Source organism: Algoriphagus aestuariicola (genome assembly GCF_017254835.1).
GTDB classification, from domain to species: domain Bacteria; phylum Bacteroidota; class Bacteroidia; order Cytophagales; family Cyclobacteriaceae; genus Algoriphagus; species Algoriphagus aestuariicola.
The window spans coordinates 1,370,204-1,391,756 of sequence record NZ_JAFKCW010000001.1; the positions used below are offsets into that span (position 1 = coordinate 1,370,204).

Annotated in this window: 15 protein-coding genes; 9 read left to right on the top strand and 6 right to left on the bottom strand. The window is 48.2% G+C overall.

Annotated elements, in window-relative coordinates; genetic code table 11:
- Nucleotides 1-171: 171 nt before the first annotated feature.
- The 6 genes from J0A67_RS05770 to J0A67_RS05795 all read left to right on the top strand — a co-directional run bounded on the left by J0A67_RS05770 (nt 172) and on the right by J0A67_RS05795 (nt 9,732).
- Complete coding sequence (locus J0A67_RS05770; RefSeq protein ID WP_206568309.1) at nt 172-2,580, top strand: FtsX-like permease family protein; 2,409 nt, start codon at nt 172-174, stop codon at nt 2,578-2,580.
- Between the two features lie 340 nt (nt 2,581-2,920).
- Nucleotides 2,921-3,574: a 3-keto-disaccharide hydrolase gene (locus J0A67_RS05775; RefSeq protein ID WP_206568310.1), complete on the top strand. Its 654-nt coding sequence runs from the start codon at nt 2,921-2,923 to the stop codon at nt 3,572-3,574.
- A 127-nt stretch (nt 3,575-3,701) separates the two neighbouring features.
- The gene (locus J0A67_RS05780; RefSeq protein ID WP_206568311.1) at nt 3,702-5,051 is read left to right on the top strand and encodes a Gfo/Idh/MocA family protein; all 1,350 of its coding nucleotides are present in this window, start codon (nt 3,702-3,704) and stop codon (nt 5,049-5,051) included.
- A 252-nt stretch (nt 5,052-5,303) separates the two neighbouring features.
- Nucleotides 5,304-7,703: an ABC transporter permease gene (locus J0A67_RS05785; RefSeq protein ID WP_206568312.1), complete on the top strand. Its 2,400-nt coding sequence runs from the start codon at nt 5,304-5,306 to the stop codon at nt 7,701-7,703.
- Nucleotides 7,704-7,721: 18 nt separating this feature from the next.
- Nucleotides 7,722-8,402, top strand: a complete 681-nt coding sequence (locus tag J0A67_RS05790; protein WP_206568313.1) for an ABC transporter ATP-binding protein — start codon at nt 7,722-7,724, stop codon at nt 8,400-8,402.
- Complete coding sequence (locus J0A67_RS05795; protein WP_206568314.1) at nt 8,383-9,732, top strand: TolC family protein; 1,350 nt, start codon at nt 8,383-8,385, stop codon at nt 9,730-9,732. Before J0A67_RS05790 ends, J0A67_RS05795 begins: the two co-directional genes overlap by 20 nt.
- Nucleotides 9,733-9,789: 57 nt before the next feature.
- On the opposite strand, the gene J0A67_RS05800 is transcribed toward J0A67_RS05795, so the two are convergent.
- The 6 genes from J0A67_RS05800 to J0A67_RS05825 form a co-directional block, all read right to left on the bottom strand.
- On the bottom strand, nt 9,790-10,086 hold the full coding sequence (locus J0A67_RS05800) for a rhodanese-like domain-containing protein (RefSeq protein WP_206568315.1): 297 nt from the start codon (nt 10,084-10,086) through the stop codon (nt 9,790-9,792).
- Nucleotide 10,087: 1 nt separating this feature from the next.
- Nucleotides 10,088-11,929 carry a T9SS type A sorting domain-containing protein gene (locus J0A67_RS05805; RefSeq protein ID WP_206568316.1) on the bottom strand — a complete coding sequence of 614 codons (1,842 nt, stop codon included), beginning with the start codon at nt 11,927-11,929 and terminating at the stop codon, nt 10,088-10,090.
- Between the two features lie 4 nt (nt 11,930-11,933).
- Nucleotides 11,934-12,689 (bottom strand): PASTA domain-containing protein, encoded by a 756-nt coding sequence (locus J0A67_RS05810; RefSeq protein WP_206568317.1) that lies wholly within the window; start codon nt 12,687-12,689, stop codon nt 11,934-11,936.
- A gap of 123 nt (nt 12,690-12,812) precedes the next feature.
- Nucleotides 12,813-15,881 carry a T9SS-dependent choice-of-anchor J family protein gene (locus tag J0A67_RS05815; RefSeq protein ID WP_206568318.1) on the bottom strand — a complete coding sequence of 1,023 codons (3,069 nt, stop codon included), beginning with the start codon at nt 15,879-15,881 and terminating at the stop codon, nt 12,813-12,815.
- An 11-nt stretch (nt 15,882-15,892) separates the two neighbouring features.
- Entirely contained in the window at nt 15,893-16,141 is a 249-nt protein-coding gene (locus J0A67_RS05820) for a NifU family protein (protein ID WP_206568319.1), read from the bottom strand.
- Between the two features lie 6 nt (nt 16,142-16,147).
- On the bottom strand, nt 16,148-17,242 hold the full coding sequence (locus J0A67_RS05825; protein WP_206568320.1) for an Mrp/NBP35 family ATP-binding protein: 1,095 nt from the start codon (nt 17,240-17,242) through the stop codon (nt 16,148-16,150).
- Nucleotides 17,243-17,402: 160 nt separating this feature from the next.
- On the opposite strand from J0A67_RS05825, the gene dnaG reads away from it, so the two are divergent.
- The 3 genes from dnaG to J0A67_RS05840 all read left to right on the top strand — a co-directional run bounded on the left by dnaG (nt 17,403) and on the right by J0A67_RS05840 (nt 21,372).
- Entirely contained in the window at nt 17,403-19,340 is a 1,938-nt protein-coding gene (dnaG, locus tag J0A67_RS05830) for a DNA primase (protein WP_206568321.1), read from the top strand.
- A gap of 63 nt (nt 19,341-19,403) precedes the next feature.
- Nucleotides 19,404-20,636, top strand: a complete 1,233-nt coding sequence (locus J0A67_RS05835) for a bifunctional 3,4-dihydroxy-2-butanone-4-phosphate synthase/GTP cyclohydrolase II (protein ID WP_206568322.1) — start codon at nt 19,404-19,406, stop codon at nt 20,634-20,636.
- Between the two features lie 94 nt (nt 20,637-20,730).
- Complete coding sequence (locus J0A67_RS05840; RefSeq protein WP_206568323.1) at nt 20,731-21,372, top strand: hypothetical protein; 642 nt, start codon at nt 20,731-20,733, stop codon at nt 21,370-21,372.
- The last annotated feature ends 181 nt before the right edge of the window (nt 21,373-21,553 follow it).

The window sequence follows — 21,553 nt, forward strand, 5'->3', positions numbered from 1 at the left end:
ATCGGTACATCCGATTTAGGATAGAAATCCGCCAATAAATCAACCGGAGTGAGGGATGCTTTGAGCCGGCAAGCTACCGTTGAAATAGGTCAGATGTTGTATTTAAGGGGTGCATGTTGATTCTGCTTTCTTCGGAATTCGGATCATCAATTTTGAAACATTTCCAATCAAATGCTGAAAAACTACTTTAAAATCGCCTGGCGAAATCTTAGCCGCAACAAACTCAGAACTTTTATCCATGTGTTAGGGCTTTCGCTCGGGATTTCGATCTGCTTTTTGATCTTCAATCTGGTCTTTTACTCCTACAGCTTTGACCGCTTCCATCCTGATGGAGATCGGATCTTCAGGATAAATACATTGACCGAATGGGGAGACGGCAGTTTTCCCAACTCCGGAACTCCGGGACCCCTGGGCGAGGTGATCCAAGATGAGATCACCGCTGTGGAAGGCAAAGGAAGGCTTTATACTCTGAGCGAGACATTGGTGGCAAACCCAGCCGAAAACAAGGTCTATGGAAGGGTGAATACCGTCACTTTTGCCGATCCCGGATTTTTCAAGATTTTTCCAAGAACGTGGCTGGCGGGAAATCCAGAAACGGCGCTTGATGCACCCAACGCAGCGGTCATTTCGGTAGCCAGCCTGAACCGCTATTTTCCCGGAGTCGATGCCGGCACGGCACTGGGGAAGGAGCTCCTATGGGTTGATTCGGATACGATTATCGCCCAAGTGACTGGGGTGGTGGACGATTTTGGGGAGAAATCGGATTTTATCTTCACTGATTTTATCTCCTACCAAACCATCAAGCATAGCGAGATGGAGGAGTGGTACGGCCTGCATAGTTGGGATAACGTTAACTCTAGTTCCCAGCTGTTTGTCAAAGCTGGACTTGGTGTAGAAAAAGCCCAGTTGGATGAGTCGCTCAAGTCGATTGTGGACAAGAACTACAAAAAGGACGATGAAGGAAAGACGACTTTTTTTGTGGAGCCCCTGAGCGAAATGCATTTTAGCCAAAACTATTCGGATACCGCGGTTTCCAAAGTCTTTCTCCAAGGCCTGATCTACATTGGCTTGATTATTCTCTTCCTTGCGGCATTGAACTTCATCAATCTCGAAACCGCCCAAGCGATTGGAAGAGCCAAGGAGGTAGGGATACGCAAGACCCTAGGCGGAAGACGGGCTCAACTGATTCTTCAATTCCTGACCGAGACCTATCTGATTGTGCTCTTGGCTATGGCTATCGCAGTTGGTTTGGTCGAGGCGCTGAGGGCTTTGTTTTCGGATTATCTTCCTGCAGAGTTTAGAATCGACCAGCTCAGCGGGATCAACCTCGCTTTCTGTTTTGCCTTTCCCTTGATGATTACACTGGTTTCCGGCATTTATCCCTCATTGGTTTTGTCTGGCTACCAGCCGCAGCGGGCGCTCAAGGGGGAATCCTCCGGCTATAGGAGGTTTTCAATTGGGGTCTTCTTGAGAAAAAACCTGACAGTGTTGCAGTTTTCCGCCTCGATTGCCTTCGTTATCCTGGTTTTGGTCCTCAATCAGCAACTGCGGTATGTGTCTAGCCAACCCTTGGGCTTCGAAAAAGAGGAGGTCATGTACGCCTCTTTGCCTTTTCTTTCTCCTCCGGACAAGATGGTGCAGCTGCAAGACAGACTCAACCAAAAAAGCATGGTCAAGGGGGCAAGCCTCAGCGGCAACCTTGTGTCTTCCTCCAGTCTGTGGACCTCTGACGCTCACGTTCCTATGGATACCACAGAGAAGCAGCTGTATATCCAAGTAATGAACGTGGATTCGGCATTTGCCAAAGTAAACGGTGTGCCCATCCTGGCGGGAAGTCAAGGCAGTAATAGAGAAGACGAAATTCTGGTCAATGAAAATTTCCTCAAGGAAGCTGGTATTGATACAGCGGAGGAAGCGCTTGGGCTCAGCATCCGGTTTAATGGTGGTGAAAAGAAGATTGTTGGAGTGGTGGCAAATTTTCACTCCCGAACGCTAAGAGAGGAGATTCGCCCGCTGATTCTCACGGTCAATCCCCAATTTTTCCAATCAGTTACAGTAAAATTGGAAAAAGGCCAAAATCTTGCAATGGCAAAGCAGGAGCTTGAGGCGATTTACAAAGAAATCTATCCCTACGAGACAGCAGAATTTAAATTTTTGGATTTCCAGATTGAGCGCTTTTATCAAGAGGATATGCGAATCCGAAATGTACTTGGAGGTGCCTGTATCTTGGCCATTCTGATTTCTGCGATGGGACTGTTCGGACTTTCCTCCTATACCATTGCCCAAAGGACCAAGGAAATCAGTATCCGGAAGGTGCTCGGTGCATCGATTGTTCAGATTCTCGGCCTTATTTCTAAAGAATACGTGCTGCTTGTGCTGGTTTCTTTTGCGCTTGCCGTCTATCCAGCCTATTATTTTCTAAGTGATTGGCTGGACGGATTCACCTATAAAATCTCCATGCCTTATTCCCTCTTTGGGATTTCAGGCGTCGGAGTGCTGGCCATTTGCATGCTGATCGTGGGATTGCATTCCTATGTCGCTGCCCAAATTAACCCTGCAAAGGTGCTAAAGGACGAATAGAGGATTTCTGATTTAGGTTAGCCAACATCTGCAGGCGGGTACTGATCCGATCGTTTGACCTCAGGTAGAGGATGAAAGTCGGAGTTTTCGAGTCCATCACAACTCACAGCACGCAAAGAACAACGTTTCCAATATTTCCTCCTTAAAAGCAGACAGACGTTGGTAGATCGGCGCGCAACAATTCTTTCTGTCTCCGTAGAATAAGAGTTTTCTAAAAAAATGAATTAACGATCTGGAAGGTAAATAAAATTTTTTACGAAGTATTCTTAAGGAAATTTGCTGCGAAAGGTTAATTTGTCGGCTGAATACAGGGATTGCCCTTTTTTATTCTCCAGACGCCATGTTGAAATCTCTCTTTTTAGTCGCAACATTTTACACGTTTCTCGCCCTTTCGCCGTGCTTTGGGCAGGATAGCGAAGCAGGTTTTATTTTTTTGTTTGACGGCAAAAGCCTTGATGGCTGGGTAGGCAACAAAAACGCTTACCAAGCAAAAGACGGCATGATCGTAATTGATCCAAAGGGATCGGGCGGAGGGAATCTATTGACAGAAAGGGAATACGGAGATTTCGTCTTGAGATTTGAGTTTCAACTGACTCCTGGTGCAAACAACGGCCTCGGCATCCATACGCCGCTCTCTGGAGACGCAGCCTATGTAGGCAAGGAAATCCAGATTTTGGACAATACTGCCGACAAGTATAAGGACCTTCATGAGTATCAATTTCACGGATCGGTATATGGCGTGATCCCCGCAAAGCGTGGGTATCTCAAGCCCGTTGGCGAATGGAATGTAGAGGAAGTAATCGTGCAGCACCCCAAGATCAAGGTAATTCTCAACGGGGAGACCATCTTGGAAGGAGACTACTTGGAGGCAAGCAAAGATGGGACTCTGGATGGCAAGGAACATCCGGGTTTGCAGAGGAGCAGTGGGCACATCGGGTTTCTGGGACATGGCGACGTGGTCCGCTTTAGAAAAATCAGAATCAAGGAACTGTAAATCAAGAATCGAGTAGCTAGCCGCCGGTATTGAGACACCAAGGTGAAAACCTGAGCGCTACTGAATCTTCAATGACTCAATAATCAATAACCCATAATTAGTTAGCACCAATTAATAACTCATTTATATGAACAATAAGATCCAATTTATCGATCGTAGAGATTTCCTCAAGAAGACTGGCTTGGGAGTTTTGGGCCTATCTTTGGCGCCCACGCTTCTGGCTAAAGCCCAGGCAAATGGCAGATTGAGAACAGCGCACATCGGTCTTGGGGCTATGGGCATGGCGGACTTGGATGCGATCGCGTCTCACAATGCGGTCGATGTGGTGGCTCTTTGCGATGTAGACTCCACAATGCTCGAAAAGGCCAAAACACTTTTTCCCAACGCAAAAACCTATGCGGACTACCGTGAAATGCTAAAGGAGATGGAAGACGGTATCGATGCGGTAGTCGTGTCGACTCCAGACCATACCCATGCTCCAGCTTCCCTCATGGCGATGAAAATGGACAAGCCGGTTTATTGCCAAAAGCCACTTACCCACCATGTGTCTGAAGCGAGAGAGATGAAAAAAGTGGCGGAAAAGAAAGGCCTGGTCACCCAAATGGGTATCCAAGTTCACTCTTTCTACGACTACAAGCTTGCGACGCTTTTGATCCAAGATGGTATCATCGGCAAAGTACATACGGTACGCGCTTGGTCTCCAAAAAACTGGGGAACTGACAAGCCTGCACCAACTGGAAGCGATCCGGTGCCCGCCAATTTGGACTGGAATCTGTGGCTGGGTACGGCGCCAGAGCGCCCCTTTAAAGAGGGCGAGTACCACCCGGGCAACTGGAGAAAAGTGATGGACTTCGGCTGCGGCACCTTGGGAGATATGGGTGTGCATATCTTTGATACCCCATACAATGCCCTTCAACTTGATGTTCCCAGAACTATCGTCAATGAAACCCGCCAACCGACTGGTTTTGGCTTTCCGGAGCACAATGTCGTAACGTATGAGTTTCCGGCGACCCCCTATACTGCCGAGACTTTGAAGTGGGTATGGTATGACGGTCCTGGGGCGCCTGCCGATCATGAGGATCTGAAGTTGCCGAATGGGGATGAGTTGCCGGATCAGGGAGCGATGTTTATGGGAGAAAAAGGAAGACTTCTGCTTCCGCACTTCCAGCAACTTCCGCGATTGATCGTCGATGGAAAATATCAGGAAATGGATATCGAGAAGTTCAACCTAGGCAAGCCAGTGAAGGACTATGATGCCGAGAGTAAGAAGCATTACCACCAGTTTGTCGATGCATGCCTCGGCCAAGGTGAATGTACTGCGCCATTCTCCTATGCAGCAAGACTGACCGAAACCATTCTGCTGGGGGTGATCGCAGGTCGATTCCCAAATCAGACTTTGCACTGGGATAGCAAGAAAGCCAAGTTTGAGGAGAAAGAAGCTAACCAATACCTGAAGGGGAAGTATAGGAAATTCTAACGGACAAAGATGGACGGCTGAATTTTCAATTTGCTCATTTTATCCTTTTGAATTCAAAAGATTCGTCCGCTGGCGAACAAAAATGTTCGAGAAAACTATGTGGATAAATTCAAAAAAATGCCTCTGGAGTCAATTCAGGGGCTTTTTTTGTGGCATAATAGTAGGAAGTAGAGAGCCGAGGAGGAAGTATGCCTAAAGTTGGTAGGAAGCCTTACCACTTTTCAATTTTACGACCTCGCAACTTTTGTCGCCATGTGGAAAAATTACCTGAAAGTCTCATTTAGAAACCTGAAGAAACGCAAGCTCTACACTGGGATTAACCTGCTGGGGCTGACTATTGCACTAGTCAGTTTTTTTGTGATCTCTCTTTACATCTACCATGAGTGGAGCTATGACAGGATGTATACCGGGTCGGATCGTATTTATAAGTTCAACCAAGAGTTCGTGTCGGGTGGTGAGCGGCAGTTGGTCAGCACCACGCCGTCCCTTTTGGTGCCGACATTGATCGACGAGTACCCGGAAGTTGAGACAGGTACCCTGGTTTTTGACTTAAGTATTTTTTCGTCGGTCTTGGTCGATGCTGGCGAAGGGAATCAGGAGGAATCCCGATTCGCCTTTGTGGATGAGAACTTTTACAAGGTCTTTGATTTTGAGATCCTTGCTGGCCAAAAGGGAAGCCTCTTGAGTGAACCCAATCAGGTGGTCTTGACCGAGGAGACTGCCAATCGTTATTTTGGGTCAGCCCAGAATGCTGAGGGAAAAACACTCAAGATTGACAGCAAAGAATACCAAGTATCTGGTGTCATGGAAAATTTCCCCAGCAACAGTCATTTGGACTTTGACTTTTTGGCTTCGTTCAAGACCCATAGGCATGGAAAGAACCCCGAATGGTCCCCAAGCAACTACTACAGCTACGTCAAGCTGCGGGAGGATGCGGATCGAGCGGCGTTTGAAGCGAAATTGCCCCAGTTGGTGGAGAAATACTTGGGAGAGGAGCAAAAGGAGTATGGTTTCCAAACGGCCTTTTTTACACAGCCAGTGACCAATATCCACTTGGGCGATCAGACGCTTAGTTCGATCAAACCAGGGACGGACGTGAAATACCTCTACATCTTTGGCGTGGTGGCGATTTTGTTGATCGCAATCGGGATCATCAATTATGTAAATCTTGCCACGGCTGAAGCGACGGAGCGAAATCGGGAGGTGGGACTTCGAAAGGTGATGGGCGCAGACAGAATGCAGCTGTTTGGCCAGTTTGTTTCCGAGTCGTTGATTTTGACCTTTGGCGCAGCGATATTGAGTCTGCTGATTATTTATCTGATAGCGCCTCAATTTGTGAGGTTGGGAGGGGTGCCATTGGATTTAAGCCTACTTTTTTCGGCGAAGGGAATCCTGCTAATGGCCTTCTTGGTCGCTGCCGTAGGGCTCCTTGCGGGAATGTACCCTTCCGTAATCCTTTCCGGACTGAAGCCTATCAAAGCTTTGGGAAACCAAATCAAGATCGGCGGAGGGGCCTGGGTGAGAAAGTCCCTGGTGGTCTTCCAGTTTTTCGTCTCCATGGGATTGTTGATCTCAACCTTTATAGTCAAATCCCAACTCGACTACATGCAGGAAGTTAACCTAGGCTACCAGCGAGAGCAGGTGCTGGCTCTGCCGTACCATTACAATATGCGCAATTCGATAGAGTCGGTAAAGCAGGAGATGCTTCGATCCGGTTCAGCAGAATCCATCGCCCTGGCCGCGGACATGCCTATCCACATCAAGGCAGGCTATACCATCTTTCCCGGTGGAGACAACCAGAGGGAGTTTATGATTACCGGGTACTCTGTAGACAAAGATTTGGTGAATACAATCGGGCTGACCGTCCTAGCTGGGGAGAACTTCACGGACACCGACCTTTCAAGGAGTGTCGCCTATGACTCTGCGCTCGAGTTTCCGTTGATATTAAACGAGTCTGCGCTTAGCCAACTGGGCTGGACGCCGGAAGAGGCCATCGGCAGAAAACTCAACTATGGGGGATCTATGGCCTATGTCAAAGGCGTTGTTAACGATTTTTACTTCAATTCCCTGCATCACAAAATAGAACCTTTGGGAATATTCATCGATCCCGGCCAAGCAAATGTACTCTTGGTGAAAATGCCGGCTGGAAATCCAGCGACTCATCTCGCTACCCTTGAGGATACATGGAAGGCTTTGGTTCCGGACAGACCGTTCAACTACCGGTTTATAGACCAGGAATACGCCCAGCTCTATCGTTCTGAAGAGCGGGTTGGGGCTATCTTCGGCTTGTTTTCCGGGATTGCGATTTTCATTGCCTGCATGGGATTGTTTGGCTTGGTGTCTTATGTTGCCTTGAGGAGAACTCGTGAAATCAGTATCCGAAAGGTGCTGGGCGCTACGCAGGGGGATGTCTTGGCTGTGCTTTCTTCCGATTTTTTAAAGCTATTGGCACTGTCGGCGATCTTGGCGATAGGGTTTGGGATTTGGTTCTCAGGGACTTGGTTGGAGGCTTTTGCAAATAAAGCCCAGATCGGCATAGGGCCTTTCATAAGCTCTATCTTGGTGGTTTTGCTTTTAGCGCTGATAACCATAGGCTATCGAAGTTGGAAAGTCTACCGGGTCAATCCGTCCAAAACATTAAAGAGTGATTAATTATCTGATTTATATAAAATGATCCAACTTAAAGAAATTGATAAGTACATCGAATCGCGTTTTCAGCGTGTTTTCATTCTCAAGGGAATCAACCTCACCATCAACGAGGGAGAATTTATCACCCTGATGGGGCCTTCTGGCGCCGGTAAATCCACCTTGCTCAACATCCTCGGGCTACTCGACGAGGACTATGATGGGGATTACTTTTTCGGAGAAAGAAATATCCGACACATGAGGGACAAGGAGCGTTCAAACCTTCACAAGAGCGAGTTTGGCTACATCTTCCAAGCGTATCATCTGATCGATGAACTCACGGTCTATGAAAACATCGAGACACCGCTGCTTTACAGAAATGTGTCCTCGGGAGAACGCAAGAGTATCATTGCAGACTTGTTGGATAGATTTAACATGGTGGCGAAAAAGGACCTCTTTCCCGCCCAGTTGTCTGGCGGACAGCAGCAGCTCGTGGGTATTGCCAGGGCGATTGCCGGCAAGCCTAGGGTGTTGCTCGCAGATGAACCCACCGGAAACCTCCATTCGGCACAGGCCAAGGAAATCATGGAAATATTCAGGGAACTGCATGCGGAGGGAACGACCATCATCCAAGCCACCCATGCTCGGGAAAATGCCGACTACGGCACCCGATTGATCAATTTAGTAGACGGAAGAATAGAAACAGATGAAGCGATTGCCTCTTAATAAAAAACTGGTTGGAGTGTTGGGCGGATTGTTGCTTGCGGGCACTTTGCAGGCACAGGATACTATCCCGATGGATTTTCAAATGGCGGTGGATCTTGCACTGACCAAAAATTTGGAATACCGAATCCAAGAAAACAATTTGGCCATTCTTCAGAAAGAACGGCAGGTAGCGCTACTTTCCCATCTTCCCAACGTGGGTATTAGCTCCAACTTTAGCAGACAGTCGGGCCAACAGTTCCAGCAGATTGAAGGTGAAATCGTGGTAACGAACGTAACCAACGAGATCGTCAGCGGAAACTTAAATGTCAACATGCCCCTTTTCAATTCGGGTAGGAGGATACTCGATACCCAATCCGCCAAGCTGGCTCTGGAAGCTGGGGAGAAAGGGCTGAATCGCGCCAAACAACAAGTGATCTTCGACGTCTCAAGACGATATCTGCAGGTATTGTTGGATCAGGAACTTTACCGGATTGCTTCGGAAAACCTTGAAAACCAAAAACAGCAGTTGCTTCAGATTGAGGGTTTTGTGGATGCGGGTCTGCGGACTGTGTCCGATCTTTACAATCAGCAATCTGAGGTTGCAAGGCTTGAATCAGTCAAAGTTGATGCGGGAGTCCAGCTGGAAAATGATCTATGGCTACTCACGGAATATCTGCAGTTGGCACCTGGAGTCGTGCCCAAAATTGAACCTGTGGAGCCTATCCGCGAGAGCAGTTCGTTTGCAGGGATGAATGTGGCAGAGCTATATGAAATGGCAAAATCCAGTCGTGCGGATCTGGGTCAACAAAGCCTTCTTGCTACCTCATTTAAGAAGGACATGCAGGCCGTCAAGGCAATGTACTATCCCAGACTGAACGCGTTTTACAATTACAATACCTTCTTCACTTCTTTGGATGAGCGGACCTTGAGGGAGCAGTTTTTGAAAATTTACCCTCAAAATACGCTAGGAATCGGCTTGGCGATTCCCATCTTCACCAATTTTCAGACTCGATTGGATGTGACCAGAAGCAGGGCCGCATACGAAAATCAGTTGCTGCAAAAAGAGGCCACAGAGCGGAAGGTTTACCAAGAGGTGAAGCTTTCCTACCAAAATTACCTAGCCGCGCTACGGAAGGAGGAAAACTCGCAAGTTCAGGTATTGGCAGCAGAAGAGGCCGCCAAGGCTGTCAGTGAGAGATTCAGGCTGGGCCTATCCAGCTTTGTGGATATGTCTACTGCCAACCAGACCTTGGTACGAGCTCAGGCTGATCAGGCTCAAGCTGTATACACGTTGTATTTCCAGGAAGTCCTGATGAAGTTTGCTTTGGGAACTTTGGAAATCGAAGACTAAATAGCTGATGGGATTTTGTAGATAAAAAAAGCCGGAACTTAGATTCCGGCTAGTTTACTAAAGCGCTCTGTAGGCTAGTATCCCCCCGGGGACATTCCGCACTTGGCTAAAGCCCTTGCTTTCCAAAAACTTCTTGGCATTGCTGCTACGCGCGCCGGAGCGGCAGTGAACAACGATCTCTTCATCCTTGAACTTCTCCAGCTCGCTGATGCGGTGGGGCAGTTCACCCAGGGGGATGTTTTTGGCTCCAAGATTGTCCTCTTCAAATTCCCATTCTTCACGGACGTCTAGAAAGTGGAATTTCTCCCCCTTTTCCAAGCGCCCTTTCAATTCTGATACTGTGATATCTTCCATATTATCTGTTGACTAAAATTCGGAATGACTGCGGCCCGGATTCTGAAAATAGGTTGATAACGTAGATACCAGGCCGCTGTCCTTCAAAATTAATGATTTCTCCGGCACCGTTCTTTTCCCGCGGTAACAAAATCTGCCTTCCAAAGGAGTCGAAAACCAAGAGTTCGGCAAATTCCCCCTCAATATGTACGACGTCGACCGTAGGATTGGGGTAGATACGGAAGCTAGCTTTCGGAAGTTCGCTTTCTTCAAGTGGTGGTGCCAGAGAGACGTGTGGACGGATCATCAGCGAGCCTTTTACCTCCTCGTTTTGTATCCAGCCCCCACCCACATTGAAGAATATCTTTTCGCCATGGTCATTTACTTTGTCCAAGCCGACGTGGACAAAATCATTGGAAAACTGGGTAAAGCCCACATGGAATTGACCAGAAACCCGAAGGTTGGTATCCAGTTCATAATAGGAATAAGCCTGGCCCGGCTCCTTTACCGGAATCAGGGATTCTTTGACCAAGAGGGGGCTTTGCCCGAGCTCGTCCCAAACCACGATGTCCAGCGCCTGATTAGCCTGTGCAGCATTGGTAAAGTTGATGGAAATCCCTTTGAGGTAGACGGGCTGTGGGGTGTTAAACAGGACGGCTAATTGCCCGGAACGTTGGTTGATCCCCGCGGAATAGTCTGCTGATCCATTGTCGTAGGCAAAGAAATCACGAATGGGAAAGACGGTCTTTGCGGTATCGTTTTTCCGGAAATCCACCGACTCATATCGGATCGTGTCACCATTTTGTAGCTGGAACAAAAAACCATCCCCGGAAGTCAGTGCTGTGGTGATGACCAGATCGGTCTGTGAGGATGGAAGTGGGATATCTTCAAATTCTCGACTGAGAAAAGTCCGTCTCTCCAAGGCATTGGGCACGGGGTTGAATGGTGTGTCCTCATTGACGGATAGGATTGGACTACCTAGGCTATCCTTTAGGTCAATGGAGTATTCCATCGCCCGAAAGCGGTTTTCCAGGTTAAGAAATTCGTTTTGCACTTGGGTCCAAAGTCCGGTTTGCTCTTGTTGCAGCAATTCCAGTGGATAGGCACTATAATCTCCCAAGCTGAGCTGGTTGCGGCGGGTGAGCGCTCTGTCCCTGTGGAAAAGATCGGTTTCGCTTCGGTTATAGCCTAAATAGACATAGTCTATCAGCCAGCTGTCGAAGGGGCCGACTTGTCTTCCGTTGGAAAAGAAGCGGAATTGAAAGTCCGCATGCTGCCACTCCGGCTGGATTTTTACGATTTCTTGGGTGAAGTTTTCTCTGTCCAGGTCTTCACCTCCTGGCTGGACCCAAATGGTGTTCCAAGTGCCAGCGGCATCCAATATCTGCAGTGTCAGTCTGTCCCTAGTATCGGGGGCTTCAGCTTTTCCCCCAGCTTGCCAAAAAAAACTCAAATAAAGGCTTTCGCGCTGGGATGCTGTCAGCGCGCTGAGGTCAAACGCTTTGCTGCTCAGGAAGTCGCTCTCCCCTTGGTCGCGGATCTGCAGGGAATAGGGGCGGCCATTTTGATCTACGCCGTTGAATAGGATTTGGCCTAACGAAGGCGCATTCTGTCCGATAGTCTCGGTGTAAGATGCACCGGATACTGTCCACCGGAGCGTGTCGATGCCATCGGAAAAATCATCCCAAAAAGGCAATATATTATGCGACACAACTCGGGCTTTGGACTTGTTTCGGTTTTGATCCGAAAATCCATCCTGATGCACCGGGCCGAATTCCACAAACTGGGCTAAGCTTCTTTGACTTTGCAGCAGCAGCATCGCAAAGCAGAAAAAATATATCCAGCGTGCAAGCTTGTGTTTCAAATCCTTAATTTTTGGATATCCAGATATTGATCAAATCGCCAGTTCTGACTTCTGTTCCGGCTGGAGGAGCCTGTAAGAATATTTTTCCGGCAGCAACCGAGTCCGTCTCGCTAAAGTTCTTGTTCCCTAACCGCAAGCCATAGCCAAGGATGAGAAACTCGGCATCTTCCTCCTCCATACCCGTCAAATCCGGTACCAAGAGCAACTGATTGCCCATGCCATCTCCGACCGTCAGGTCGATTCTGGCTCCCTTTGGGATTTCAAATCCTTCTTTGACAGTCACTCCACGGTATCGCTGCTCCAATACTACATTGATGCCGATGTCGGGTACATAGACAATGTCGCCTCGTTCGAGCCCAATATTGGCCAAGATTTCTTGGACGTTCTTCAAAGGCATGTTGACCAAATTGGGCATCTTGATCAGGGGGGCATTGCGGGCATTCAGAGTGAGATAGATCTTTCTTCCGCTTTTCACTTGGGAGTTTGCCGCTGGGATCTGCTTGAGGATAGCCAAGGCAGGGAGCTCGGTGCTAAAGCCTGAATCAAGAGAGACCTCATATTGCAGTCCGGTGTTTTCGAGCAAGTTGCTCGCTTCTTGATACTCATAGCCTGACAAATCAGGTACGGAGACCGTTTCTCCGTGGTTGGTGTAGAGGGGCAGATATACTTTGAGAAAAAGAAATCCTAAGAGAATGCCGAGTGCGATGATGATCAGCAGGTTAATCAGGATTTTTTTGATCGAATAATTGAAGGAATTCATCGGGAAATAGTGTCAGTCTAAGATAGCTGGTTTTTTGGTCGGTTGAGGAACAAATTTGTCAAAAACAACCCAATCCCTCAGACAAAAAACAAGCCGAAGCGTGTTCCCTCGGCGTATTTTAGATTAATTAATAATCAGACGCTTCATTTCCACCAGAGAATTTCCGGAGATCCGAATTAGGTACACCCCAGTTCTGAAGAGTTCGGTGCTGAAGGTATAAGTCTGGTTTAGCGTGCCGGGATACACCACTTCATGGACAATGCTCCCATTGGACGAAATGATTTGTATGGTAACTTCATCTCTCGTGGGAAGGTTGAATGCGAGGCTGAAGCGATCTCTTGCGGGATTGGGATAAAGCGTGCTGCTACCTTCGGTCGGGATGACTGGCTCAGGATTAGCATTGAGGAAGAGCTCAATATTGTCCAAGTAGACGGGGGAGTTGGAACTGCCAGCTACTGTCAATACAAATGCAATTCGTGCCCTTTCGCTGCCAGATCCAGCGATGCTGCTGAGGTCAACATACTTTCGGGCATAGTCGCCTTCGGAGTTGGGATTGGCTTCACCTACGGTGACGGTTGATAGTTCCTGTCCCGCTGCAGACCAAACTTCGCTGTAAGTCATTCCACCGTCTCTGCTGGCTAGGAGTGAAAGCCTAGTGTCTGGATCTACCTGACCGGATGCAAGGTCAAAGAATACGCTGGCTTGGCTAGACAGGGTAAGATCAAAGGTAGGCGTACCGAGCCAATAGCTATTTCCGGCAATTCCGTTTTCCAGTACCGCAGCATTGTCAAAGCCGGTGTCAGAGCTTACCGATCTGGCCGTCCAAGCTGTCAAGTCATTTTCTGGGTTGATGGTAAGCCAAGTACCCAAGCCGTTGCTGTCGAATTTTTGTCTCCACGGTGCGGTGATGGAATCGACACTTTCCAGATGATACCTGCTGACTATAGCTGGTGAATCTCCATTTTGATCAAAGTTTGGCTCAGAAACCGAGAAACGCAGCCTGTTTTTTCCTTGCTGGGTCGAATTAGGCACTTCCACTTCTACTTCCTCCCCTGGAGCCATGTTCAATTCGGTAACTGCATAGGACTCTGGGACAGACACGTTGCTTGTCCTGTTGAAGACAAACTTGGATATGGTGAGATTTCCACTATTGCTAACCCGCACGATCTCGTCAGTGTGGCTTCCTGTATTGATTGGAGTAGGGATCAATACTTCTTCGATTGTCACGCCGTAGTTGAGCTCTTCGGTAGGTAGGATTCGGATATTTCGCAGGTAGATATTGTTGCCGTAGGCATTTTTGTTGACTATGGCAATGCGCACCTTACCCAAACCCTGAAAACTACTCAGGTTGAAGATTTCGGTTCGGAATTGATCTGTTGAGGTAGGGATGAATTCTTCAATGGTAGAAGGGGATGTCTCCAACCTGACTCCCGATTTTTGATACTTGACATCAACCAAATCAAAATTGGCGCTACAGTCCTCCGACACGGAAATCAGCAATTCGTCTTCGTAGCCGGCCTGGTCATAGGGGGCGTGGGCAACTTCGAAAACGAGTTGTGCATTGGGGTATCTGTCGAGATCGATGATGGGAGAGATGAAATAGTCGTATTGTCCCGGTGCCTCGTACTCGTAGTTGCGGAAGTACACCGCCTGTTGGTTTTGTCCATTCAGGGTAAGGCTTGTGTTCCGCCAAGTCATGCTTTGGTCGGGATTGGATACAACCCAGTCGCCGGGGAAGTTTTGTGGATCGAATGTATATGGAAGGCTGATTTCTCCCTGTAGAACAGGGCTGGAGCTCAGGGAGTTGTTTTCGGCGTTTTCGTCACCTTGGTCATTTACCTGGGTGATTTCAAACTGGACAAAATTATTGCTTGGCTGGAGTTGGTAGGAGCTGAAGGTAAGGATAGCTTGTTCGCCGGTTTCCAGGTTCACTGCAAAACGTCTGTTTTCGATCAACACTCCATTGTTTCTAAACTCCACTCTTGCTGAAGTTACTCGGCCTGTACCTGCATTTTGGACCACAACCTGCGGAACCACAGTGAGTTCACAGATGGCATCGACGGGCTGTAGGATCTGGGCCAAGGACAAGTCGCGTTCGGCCAAGACAGGCTCTTGGGTAGCCCGGTTATTGACTAGAGTAACTCTGCGGGGGCTGTTTTCCAAAACTACATTGAACCGTTCAATTTGGCCGTTGGTAAACAAATTCATGCAAGCGTCCGGTGTATAATCCATGAAGTTTTGGATCATGTTGCTTACTCCACAGGAAGTTTTGCTTGGATTGCTGTTGCACAGGTTGTTGGAAGCGTCTTGGATTGGCGTGTCAGTGACGAAATCGTCCACATCGCAGCCTCCATCGCCCCAAATGTGGCGTAGCCCAAAGTAATGGCCAACCTCGTGGGTGGCGGTTCTGCCTAGAGAAGCTGAAACCGCACTGCCTCCCGCTCCAAAGTACCGGTAGTCTATTGTGACGCCGTCGATGTTTGCTGGAGTGGGGGAGAAATTAAGCCCGGGGAGGTCGGATAGGGGAAAGGTAGCGTATCCTATGTAGGGGGAAACCAATGGGACCACCCAGATATTCATGTATTCGTCCGGATTCCACTGACTGGTTTGTCCGATCAGCGTGGCGTCTGAATTTGGGTCGTAAGTGCTTTTACTTCCTTGTACTCGCACGATTCCTGAGGTAGGAAGACCGTCCGGATCCTGCTTGGCAAGTACAAATTCTATGTTTGCGTCAGCTGCGACTGGAAGAAATTCAGCTGGGGTAAGGCTAGCATCTGCATTGAGTCGTCGGAAATCCTCATTCAAAATCCGGATTTGTTCCAAAATCTGTGAGTCTGGAATATTGGCTCCGGTGCCCACTGAGGTGCCATTGTGGATGACATGGACTACTACTGGTATGAGACGCGGGTCTTCCTGTAGGCGAGCAATCTGTGGAACCGTTTTCCGGATTTCGATTTTTTGGTCTATCCAATCTTCGAAGAATCCTTCCGAACCGAAGTACCCCATTTCTTTTTCAATTCTTGCTTGAATCAGCGTGTGGGCACATTTTTCGGAATGGGAATGGGCAATTGAAGTCCCGGGCACCGAAGAGGGATCCAGGGATGTGATCTTTTGTCCAAAGGAATCAGCCGACAGGAAAGTCAATCCCTTGATCAATAGGATTAAGCCAATAACCCGGAAACCTTTTTTCATTCAGAGGGAAATCAGGCTACAGTTAGATTGACGGCTTCCACCCGGGTGATTTCGGGGATTGCTCGTTTGATAGCCTCTTCCACTCCAGCTTTCAAGGTCATCGTTGACATGGGGCATGAACCACAATTACCCATCATTTCGATTTTCAAGACCAAATCGTCAGTGAGTTCAACGATGCGCACATTACCGCCGTCTGCCTCCAGATAGGGCCTGATCGTGTCTAGGGCGAATTCAATTTTTTCTCTCAGTCCAGCTTCCATTATTGCTTATGCTTTTACTTCTACAATTGACGTTTTTTCGATTGAAGCATTCCGAATTGCCACCTGGCGGGCAACAGACTCGGCCAACTCCATATACGCATCCTTGGTCTGGCCGTTTTTCAACACAGCAGGGTATCCTGTGTCGCCGCTTTCTCTGATGCTTTGCACGATGGGAATCTCACCTAGAAACGGTACCGCGTATTTCTCGGCCAGCTTTTTACCTCCCTCTTTGCCGAAGATGTAGTATTTGTTTTCGGGCAATTCCGCAGGCGTAAAGTAAGCCATATTTTCAACAACACCTAAGACAGGTACGTTAATTTGGGGCTGTCTGAACATAGAAAGGCCCTTGTTTGCGTCAGCTAAGGCTACTTTTTGGGGAGTGGTCACGATTACAGCACCGGTCACTGGGACAGTCTGAACCATCGTCAGGTGTATGTCCGAGGTACCCGGAGGTAGGTCAATCAGCAGATAGTCCAGTTCGCCCCATTCCACATCAGAGATAAATTGCCTCAAGGCGGAGCTTGCCATGGGGCCCCTCCAAACTACGGCACTGTCACTAGGGGTCAAAAATCCAATGGACATCAGTTTGACACCATATTGCGTGATGGGTACGATGATGTTTTTGTCTTTGACCTTTTTAACCGTAGGTTGTTCGCCTTCCACATTGAACATGGTCGGAATAGACGGACCCGAAATATCGGCATCGACAAGTCCCACTTTGGCGCCAAGCTCAGCTAGGGCAACGGCCAAATTTACGGCGGTGGTAGACTTTCCCACTCCGCCTTTCCCTGATGCGATCGCAATGATGTTTTTTACCTCGGGCAGTATAGGGGCGGCATCTCTGACCGTGGTGACTTGAGAAGTCATGGTAATGTCCCAATCCCACCCCTTGCCATGGTCCTCCTGAAGCGCTTCGATGCAATTGTTTTTGATTACTTCTTTTAAGGGGCAGGCAGGCGTGGTCAAGACAACCTTGAAGCTCACTTTTTTGTCCTCTATATGGATGCCCTGAATCATTCCCAACGTGACCAAATCCTTTTTAAGGTCTGGGTCCTGAACTCTGGAAAGCGATTTTCGGATGGATTCTGCAGTCAATTGCATTCGTAATTCTAAATTTTTGGCAAGTTACTCCAAGAATGTGGCTTTATGAAACCACTTTTGACTCCCGGTAAGGGACAACTCCAGCAAAGGGGAAATAGTTCTGCCGATTTCTCCCATTAATTCTACCTGCAGCCCTTAACTTTGTCTACTTTCGATTATCATGGGAATAAGTAAGCTGACAACAGACAAAGTAAAGGAACGGGCCGATATCGTCGAGGTGGTGGGTGACTATGTCCCTTTGAAAAAGAAAGGGCAGAACATGTGGGCTTGCTGTCCTTTCCATGGCGAAAAGTCGCCTTCATTCTCAGTTTCACCCTCCAAACAAATCTATAAATGCTTCGGCTGTAGCAAGGCTGGCGATCCAATCCAATTTATCATGGATATCGAGGGGGTTGGCTTTCAGGAAGCGATCCGGCATCTGGCAGGGAAATATGGGATAGAGGTCGAAGAAGACGAGACCCGTACTCCGGAACAAAACCAGGAGCAGAGTGAGCGGGAAAGCCTTTTTATTGCCCTGAATTTTGCAAAGGATTTTTTTGTAAAAAACCTTCAGACCGAAGAGGGACGATCCATTGGTTTGAGCTACTTCAAGGAGCGGGGTTTTACACCGCAGATCATCGAGAAGTTTGACCTTGGCTATGCGTTGGACGGTTGGGATCAATTGATGAAAGCCGCAAAAGCTGCCGGATTTCAGGAGGAAATTCTGCTCAAAGCAGGATTGATTCTCCAGCGGGAGGGAGATGCAAGCCGAACATACGACCGCTTCCGAGGTCGGGTGACCTTTACCATTCACAACATTAGTGGGAAGCCGATCGGGTTTGGCGCGCGGATTCTCACCAAGGACAAAAACCAACCCAAGTACATCAACTCTCCGGAGACACCGATCTATCACAAAAGTGACGTGCTCTATGGGATCTACCAGGCCAAAAAAGCCATCAGGGATCTGGACAACTGCTTCCTGGTAGAGGGCTACACTGACGTGATTTCAATGCATCTTTCTGGCATTGAAAACGTCGCGGCTTCCTCAGGTACTTCACTCACGGACGGGCAAATCAAGCTAATTAAGCGTTTTACCAATCAGGTTACCGTTTTGTACGATGGAGACCCGGCTGGGATTAAGGCTTCTATCCGTGGGATAGACTTGCTTCTGGAGGGAGGGCTCAATGTCAAGGCCGTGGTTTTCCCGGACGGGGAAGATCCCGACAGCTTTTCTCGGAAAGTCGGTTCCCAGGCTTTTCAGGATTACCTGAAAGAGAATAGCAGGGATTTCATTGGCTTCAAGATCGGCTTGTACAAGGATGAGTTTGCCAAGGATCCGATCCGAAAGGCTGAGGTGATCCGGGAGATTGTCCAAAGTATCGGGAAAATTCCCGATCCTATCGTCCGTTCGGTTTATGCAAAAGAAGCCTCCGGTTTGCTCCAAATTGAGGAAGAAATCATTCACGCAGAGCTGAATAAGTCTTTCATTAAGAATAGTAAGGAGAATTTTCAGAAGGCAAAGGAAGAAGCTGAAGCTGAGGAAATGCTCGAAGAGCTGATCCCGACCAATAGTCAAACCTCCGTTGAGGATACACTGAGACTTCAAGAGAAGGAAACGATCAGGCTGCTTCTCAATTATGGCTGGCAAAAGCTGGATCACGAGGAGCTGCACCTCTGCGAATATCTTCTTTCCGAGACTGGTGACATACAGTTTCATACTCCGATTTATCAGAAGATTTTGGATATCTATAGGGAATGTCTGGCCAAAGGCGAGATACCAAATACTGATTTTTTTGTGTCCCAGCGCGATTTGGAAGTCAGGCAGGTGACTATCGATTTGGTCACTCCACGGCATGAAGTATCGGTTCATTGGCATGAGCGCCACCAGATCTTCATCAATACTGAGTCGGACGACCTGGCGGGAACGGCTTTTAAGTCAATCCTGCGGCTGAAAAGAAGACTGGTCCACAAAATGATGGATGAAGCCAAGCAAAAAATCAAGACCGCCGAGCATGAGGCCGCTGAAGAGGGAAAAGTGTTGGAACTCCAGCAGGTTTATTTTGAGCTGAAGAAAGTTCAGCTCGAGATCGATAAGGAGCTCGGAATAGTGATTGGATAATACCAAACTTTCTTTGGCCATTCCCTGTTTTAAGATGAAAGCGACTAAATTGCGCCCCTATTCATGAATTCAAATCCTACCCAAGTGGAAACCTACCAGCTAGACCCGATAGAAGACGCCATCGAAGCCATCAAAAACGGCGAAGTAATCATTGTCGTGGATGACGAAGACCGCGAGAACGAAGGGGATTTTATCTGTGCCGCTGAGAAGATTACCCCAGAGATCATCAATTTCATGGCAACTCACGGCCGTGGCTTGATTTGTGCCCCATTGATTGAAGACCGTTGCGATCAGCTCGGTCTCGAGCTGATGGTTGGCAATAACACCGCAGCCTTTGAAACCCCCTTCACCGTGTCCGTAGACCTGATCGGCCACGGCTGCACGACGGGAATATCCGCCTCCGACCGCGCCAAGACGATCAAGGCTCTGATCGACGATTCTATCCACCCAAGTGAGCTGGGGAAGCCGGGTCATATTTTTCCCCTGAAAGCCAAGCGTGGTGGGGTCATCCGCAGAGCGGGGCATACCGAAGCGGCAATAGATTTTGCAAGGCTGGCAGGAATGGCTCCGGCTGGCGTTTTGGTGGAGATCATGAATGAAGACGGGAGCATGGCGCGACTTCCAGATCTGGTGAAAGTAGCCGAACGTTTCAATTTAAAGCTGGTGTCGATCAAAGACCTCATCGCCTACAGGTTGAGAAATGAGTCTCTGATCAAGCGTGAGATAGGAGTGGAGCTGCCCACAACTTGGGGAAACTTTGATCTTATTGCATTCAGACAGACCAATACCCAAGAGATACACATGGCCTTGATCAAAGGCACTTGGGAACCTAACGAGCCAATTTTGGTAAGAGTGCATTCTTCATGCGTGACTGGAGACATCTTTGGGAGCTGTCGATGTGATTGCGGGCCCCAGCTGCATTCCGCCATGGAAATGGTGGAAAAGGAAGGCAAAGGGGTCGTCCTCTATATGAACCAAGAAGGCCGTGGAATAGGACTCATCAATAAGCTGAAAGCCTACAAGCTCCAAGAGCAGGGCATGGATACCGTACAGGCAAATGTTGCCTTGGGACTTCCGATGGACGGCAGGGACTACGGAGTGGGTGCCCAGATCTTGCGTGATTTGGGAGTCAGCAAGATACGACTGATATCAAACAACCCCAAGAAGCGGGTAGGCCTCTTGGGATATGGATTGGAGATCGTCGAGCAGGTGCCCATAGAAATCGTGCCCAATCCCCACAATGAAAGATACCTAACCACCAAAAGGGACAAGATGGGCCACAACATTCTCAAATAGAAGAATGCCAGTGCCTCGTTTCCGAAAAACCCAAAAAAAACGAGCCTAAACCCCCGTTTGGTTTGGCACGTATTACCTAAGCAAGACGATTATCATGAAAAGGACTATTCTCACCCTAGGTTTCATGTTGCTGAGCTTGGTTTGTGTATTAGCTCAGAACAACCAATTTCCCTCCCAGATCTGGCACAAGGGGAATATTTATCTCAACGACGGCTCGACCGTTTCGGGCTTGATCAAGTACGACTTGGACAATAACCTGGTACAGCTCCAGACCGAGACAGTGGACACCTTCACTGCTTCCAATGTCTCGAATTTTGAGATTTATGATGAAATATTTGGAGGGGTACGGAAGTTTTACAGTCTTCCTTATGCGATCAACGGACAATACGAGACACCTACTTTTTTTGAAGTGCTGACGGAGGGAAATGACATTGCCTTACTGTGTAGGGAGTACATCGCCACAGATACCAGAGGGATGAACAATAGCTGGGGAGCATATGGAATGAACCCTTTTTGGGGACCGCAGACTTACTCGGGATACCGCTTGGCGTTCAATTATTATTTTTTCAAAAATGGGCGTTTGGAGCGCTATAGCCTTAAGCGCAAAGACCTCTTTGCCATGCTTCCGGGATATGATGATGAGATCAACCTCTACATGAAAAAAAACCGTTTGGAGCATGATAAGCGGGGTGATTTGCTTAGAATTACAGCGTATTACAATGATCTGCAGAATTAAATACCATTGAATGATAGTGGGATTACCGTTTGATATTCAATAATCCCCAAAAAAGAGTGGGCTCGATCGGATATCGATTGGAGCTTAGCGAACAAGTGCCGATCAAGATTCAGCCCAATCCTATCAATGAAGTTGCTTGAAAAAGAAAAGTGACAAAATGGGGTATAGCATGTTGAAATAG

What these genes read in the sequence shown, in the direction of transcription:
- J0A67_RS05770 (WP_206568309.1), top strand. Translation starts at nt 172, where the DNA reads ATGCTGAAAAACTACTTTAAAATCGCCTGGCGAAATCTTAGCCGCAAC.
- J0A67_RS05775 (WP_206568310.1), top strand. Translation starts at nt 2,921, where the DNA reads ATGTTGAAATCTCTCTTTTTAGTCGCAACATTTTACACGTTTCTCGCC.
- J0A67_RS05780 (WP_206568311.1), top strand. Translation starts at nt 3,702, where the DNA reads ATGAACAATAAGATCCAATTTATCGATCGTAGAGATTTCCTCAAGAAG.
- J0A67_RS05785 (WP_206568312.1), top strand. Translation starts at nt 5,304, where the DNA reads ATGTGGAAAAATTACCTGAAAGTCTCATTTAGAAACCTGAAGAAACGC.
- J0A67_RS05790 (WP_206568313.1), top strand. Translation starts at nt 7,722, where the DNA reads ATGATCCAACTTAAAGAAATTGATAAGTACATCGAATCGCGTTTTCAG.
- J0A67_RS05795 (WP_206568314.1), top strand. Translation starts at nt 8,383, where the DNA reads ATGAAGCGATTGCCTCTTAATAAAAAACTGGTTGGAGTGTTGGGCGGA.
- J0A67_RS05800 (WP_206568315.1), bottom strand. Translation starts at nt 10,086, where the DNA reads ATGGAAGATATCACAGTATCAGAATTGAAAGGGCGCTTGGAAAAGGGG.
- J0A67_RS05810 (WP_206568317.1), bottom strand. Translation starts at nt 12,689, where the DNA reads ATGAATTCCTTCAATTATTCGATCAAAAAAATCCTGATTAACCTGCTG.
- J0A67_RS05815 (WP_206568318.1), bottom strand. Translation starts at nt 15,881, where the DNA reads ATGAAAAAAGGTTTCCGGGTTATTGGCTTAATCCTATTGATCAAGGGA.
- J0A67_RS05820 (WP_206568319.1), bottom strand. Translation starts at nt 16,141, where the DNA reads ATGGAAGCTGGACTGAGAGAAAAAATTGAATTCGCCCTAGACACGATC.
- J0A67_RS05825 (WP_206568320.1), bottom strand. Translation starts at nt 17,242, where the DNA reads ATGCAATTGACTGCAGAATCCATCCGAAAATCGCTTTCCAGAGTTCAG.
- dnaG (WP_206568321.1), top strand. Translation starts at nt 17,403, where the DNA reads ATGGGAATAAGTAAGCTGACAACAGACAAAGTAAAGGAACGGGCCGAT.
- J0A67_RS05835 (WP_206568322.1), top strand. Translation starts at nt 19,404, where the DNA reads ATGAATTCAAATCCTACCCAAGTGGAAACCTACCAGCTAGACCCGATA.
- J0A67_RS05840 (WP_206568323.1), top strand. Translation starts at nt 20,731, where the DNA reads ATGAAAAGGACTATTCTCACCCTAGGTTTCATGTTGCTGAGCTTGGTT.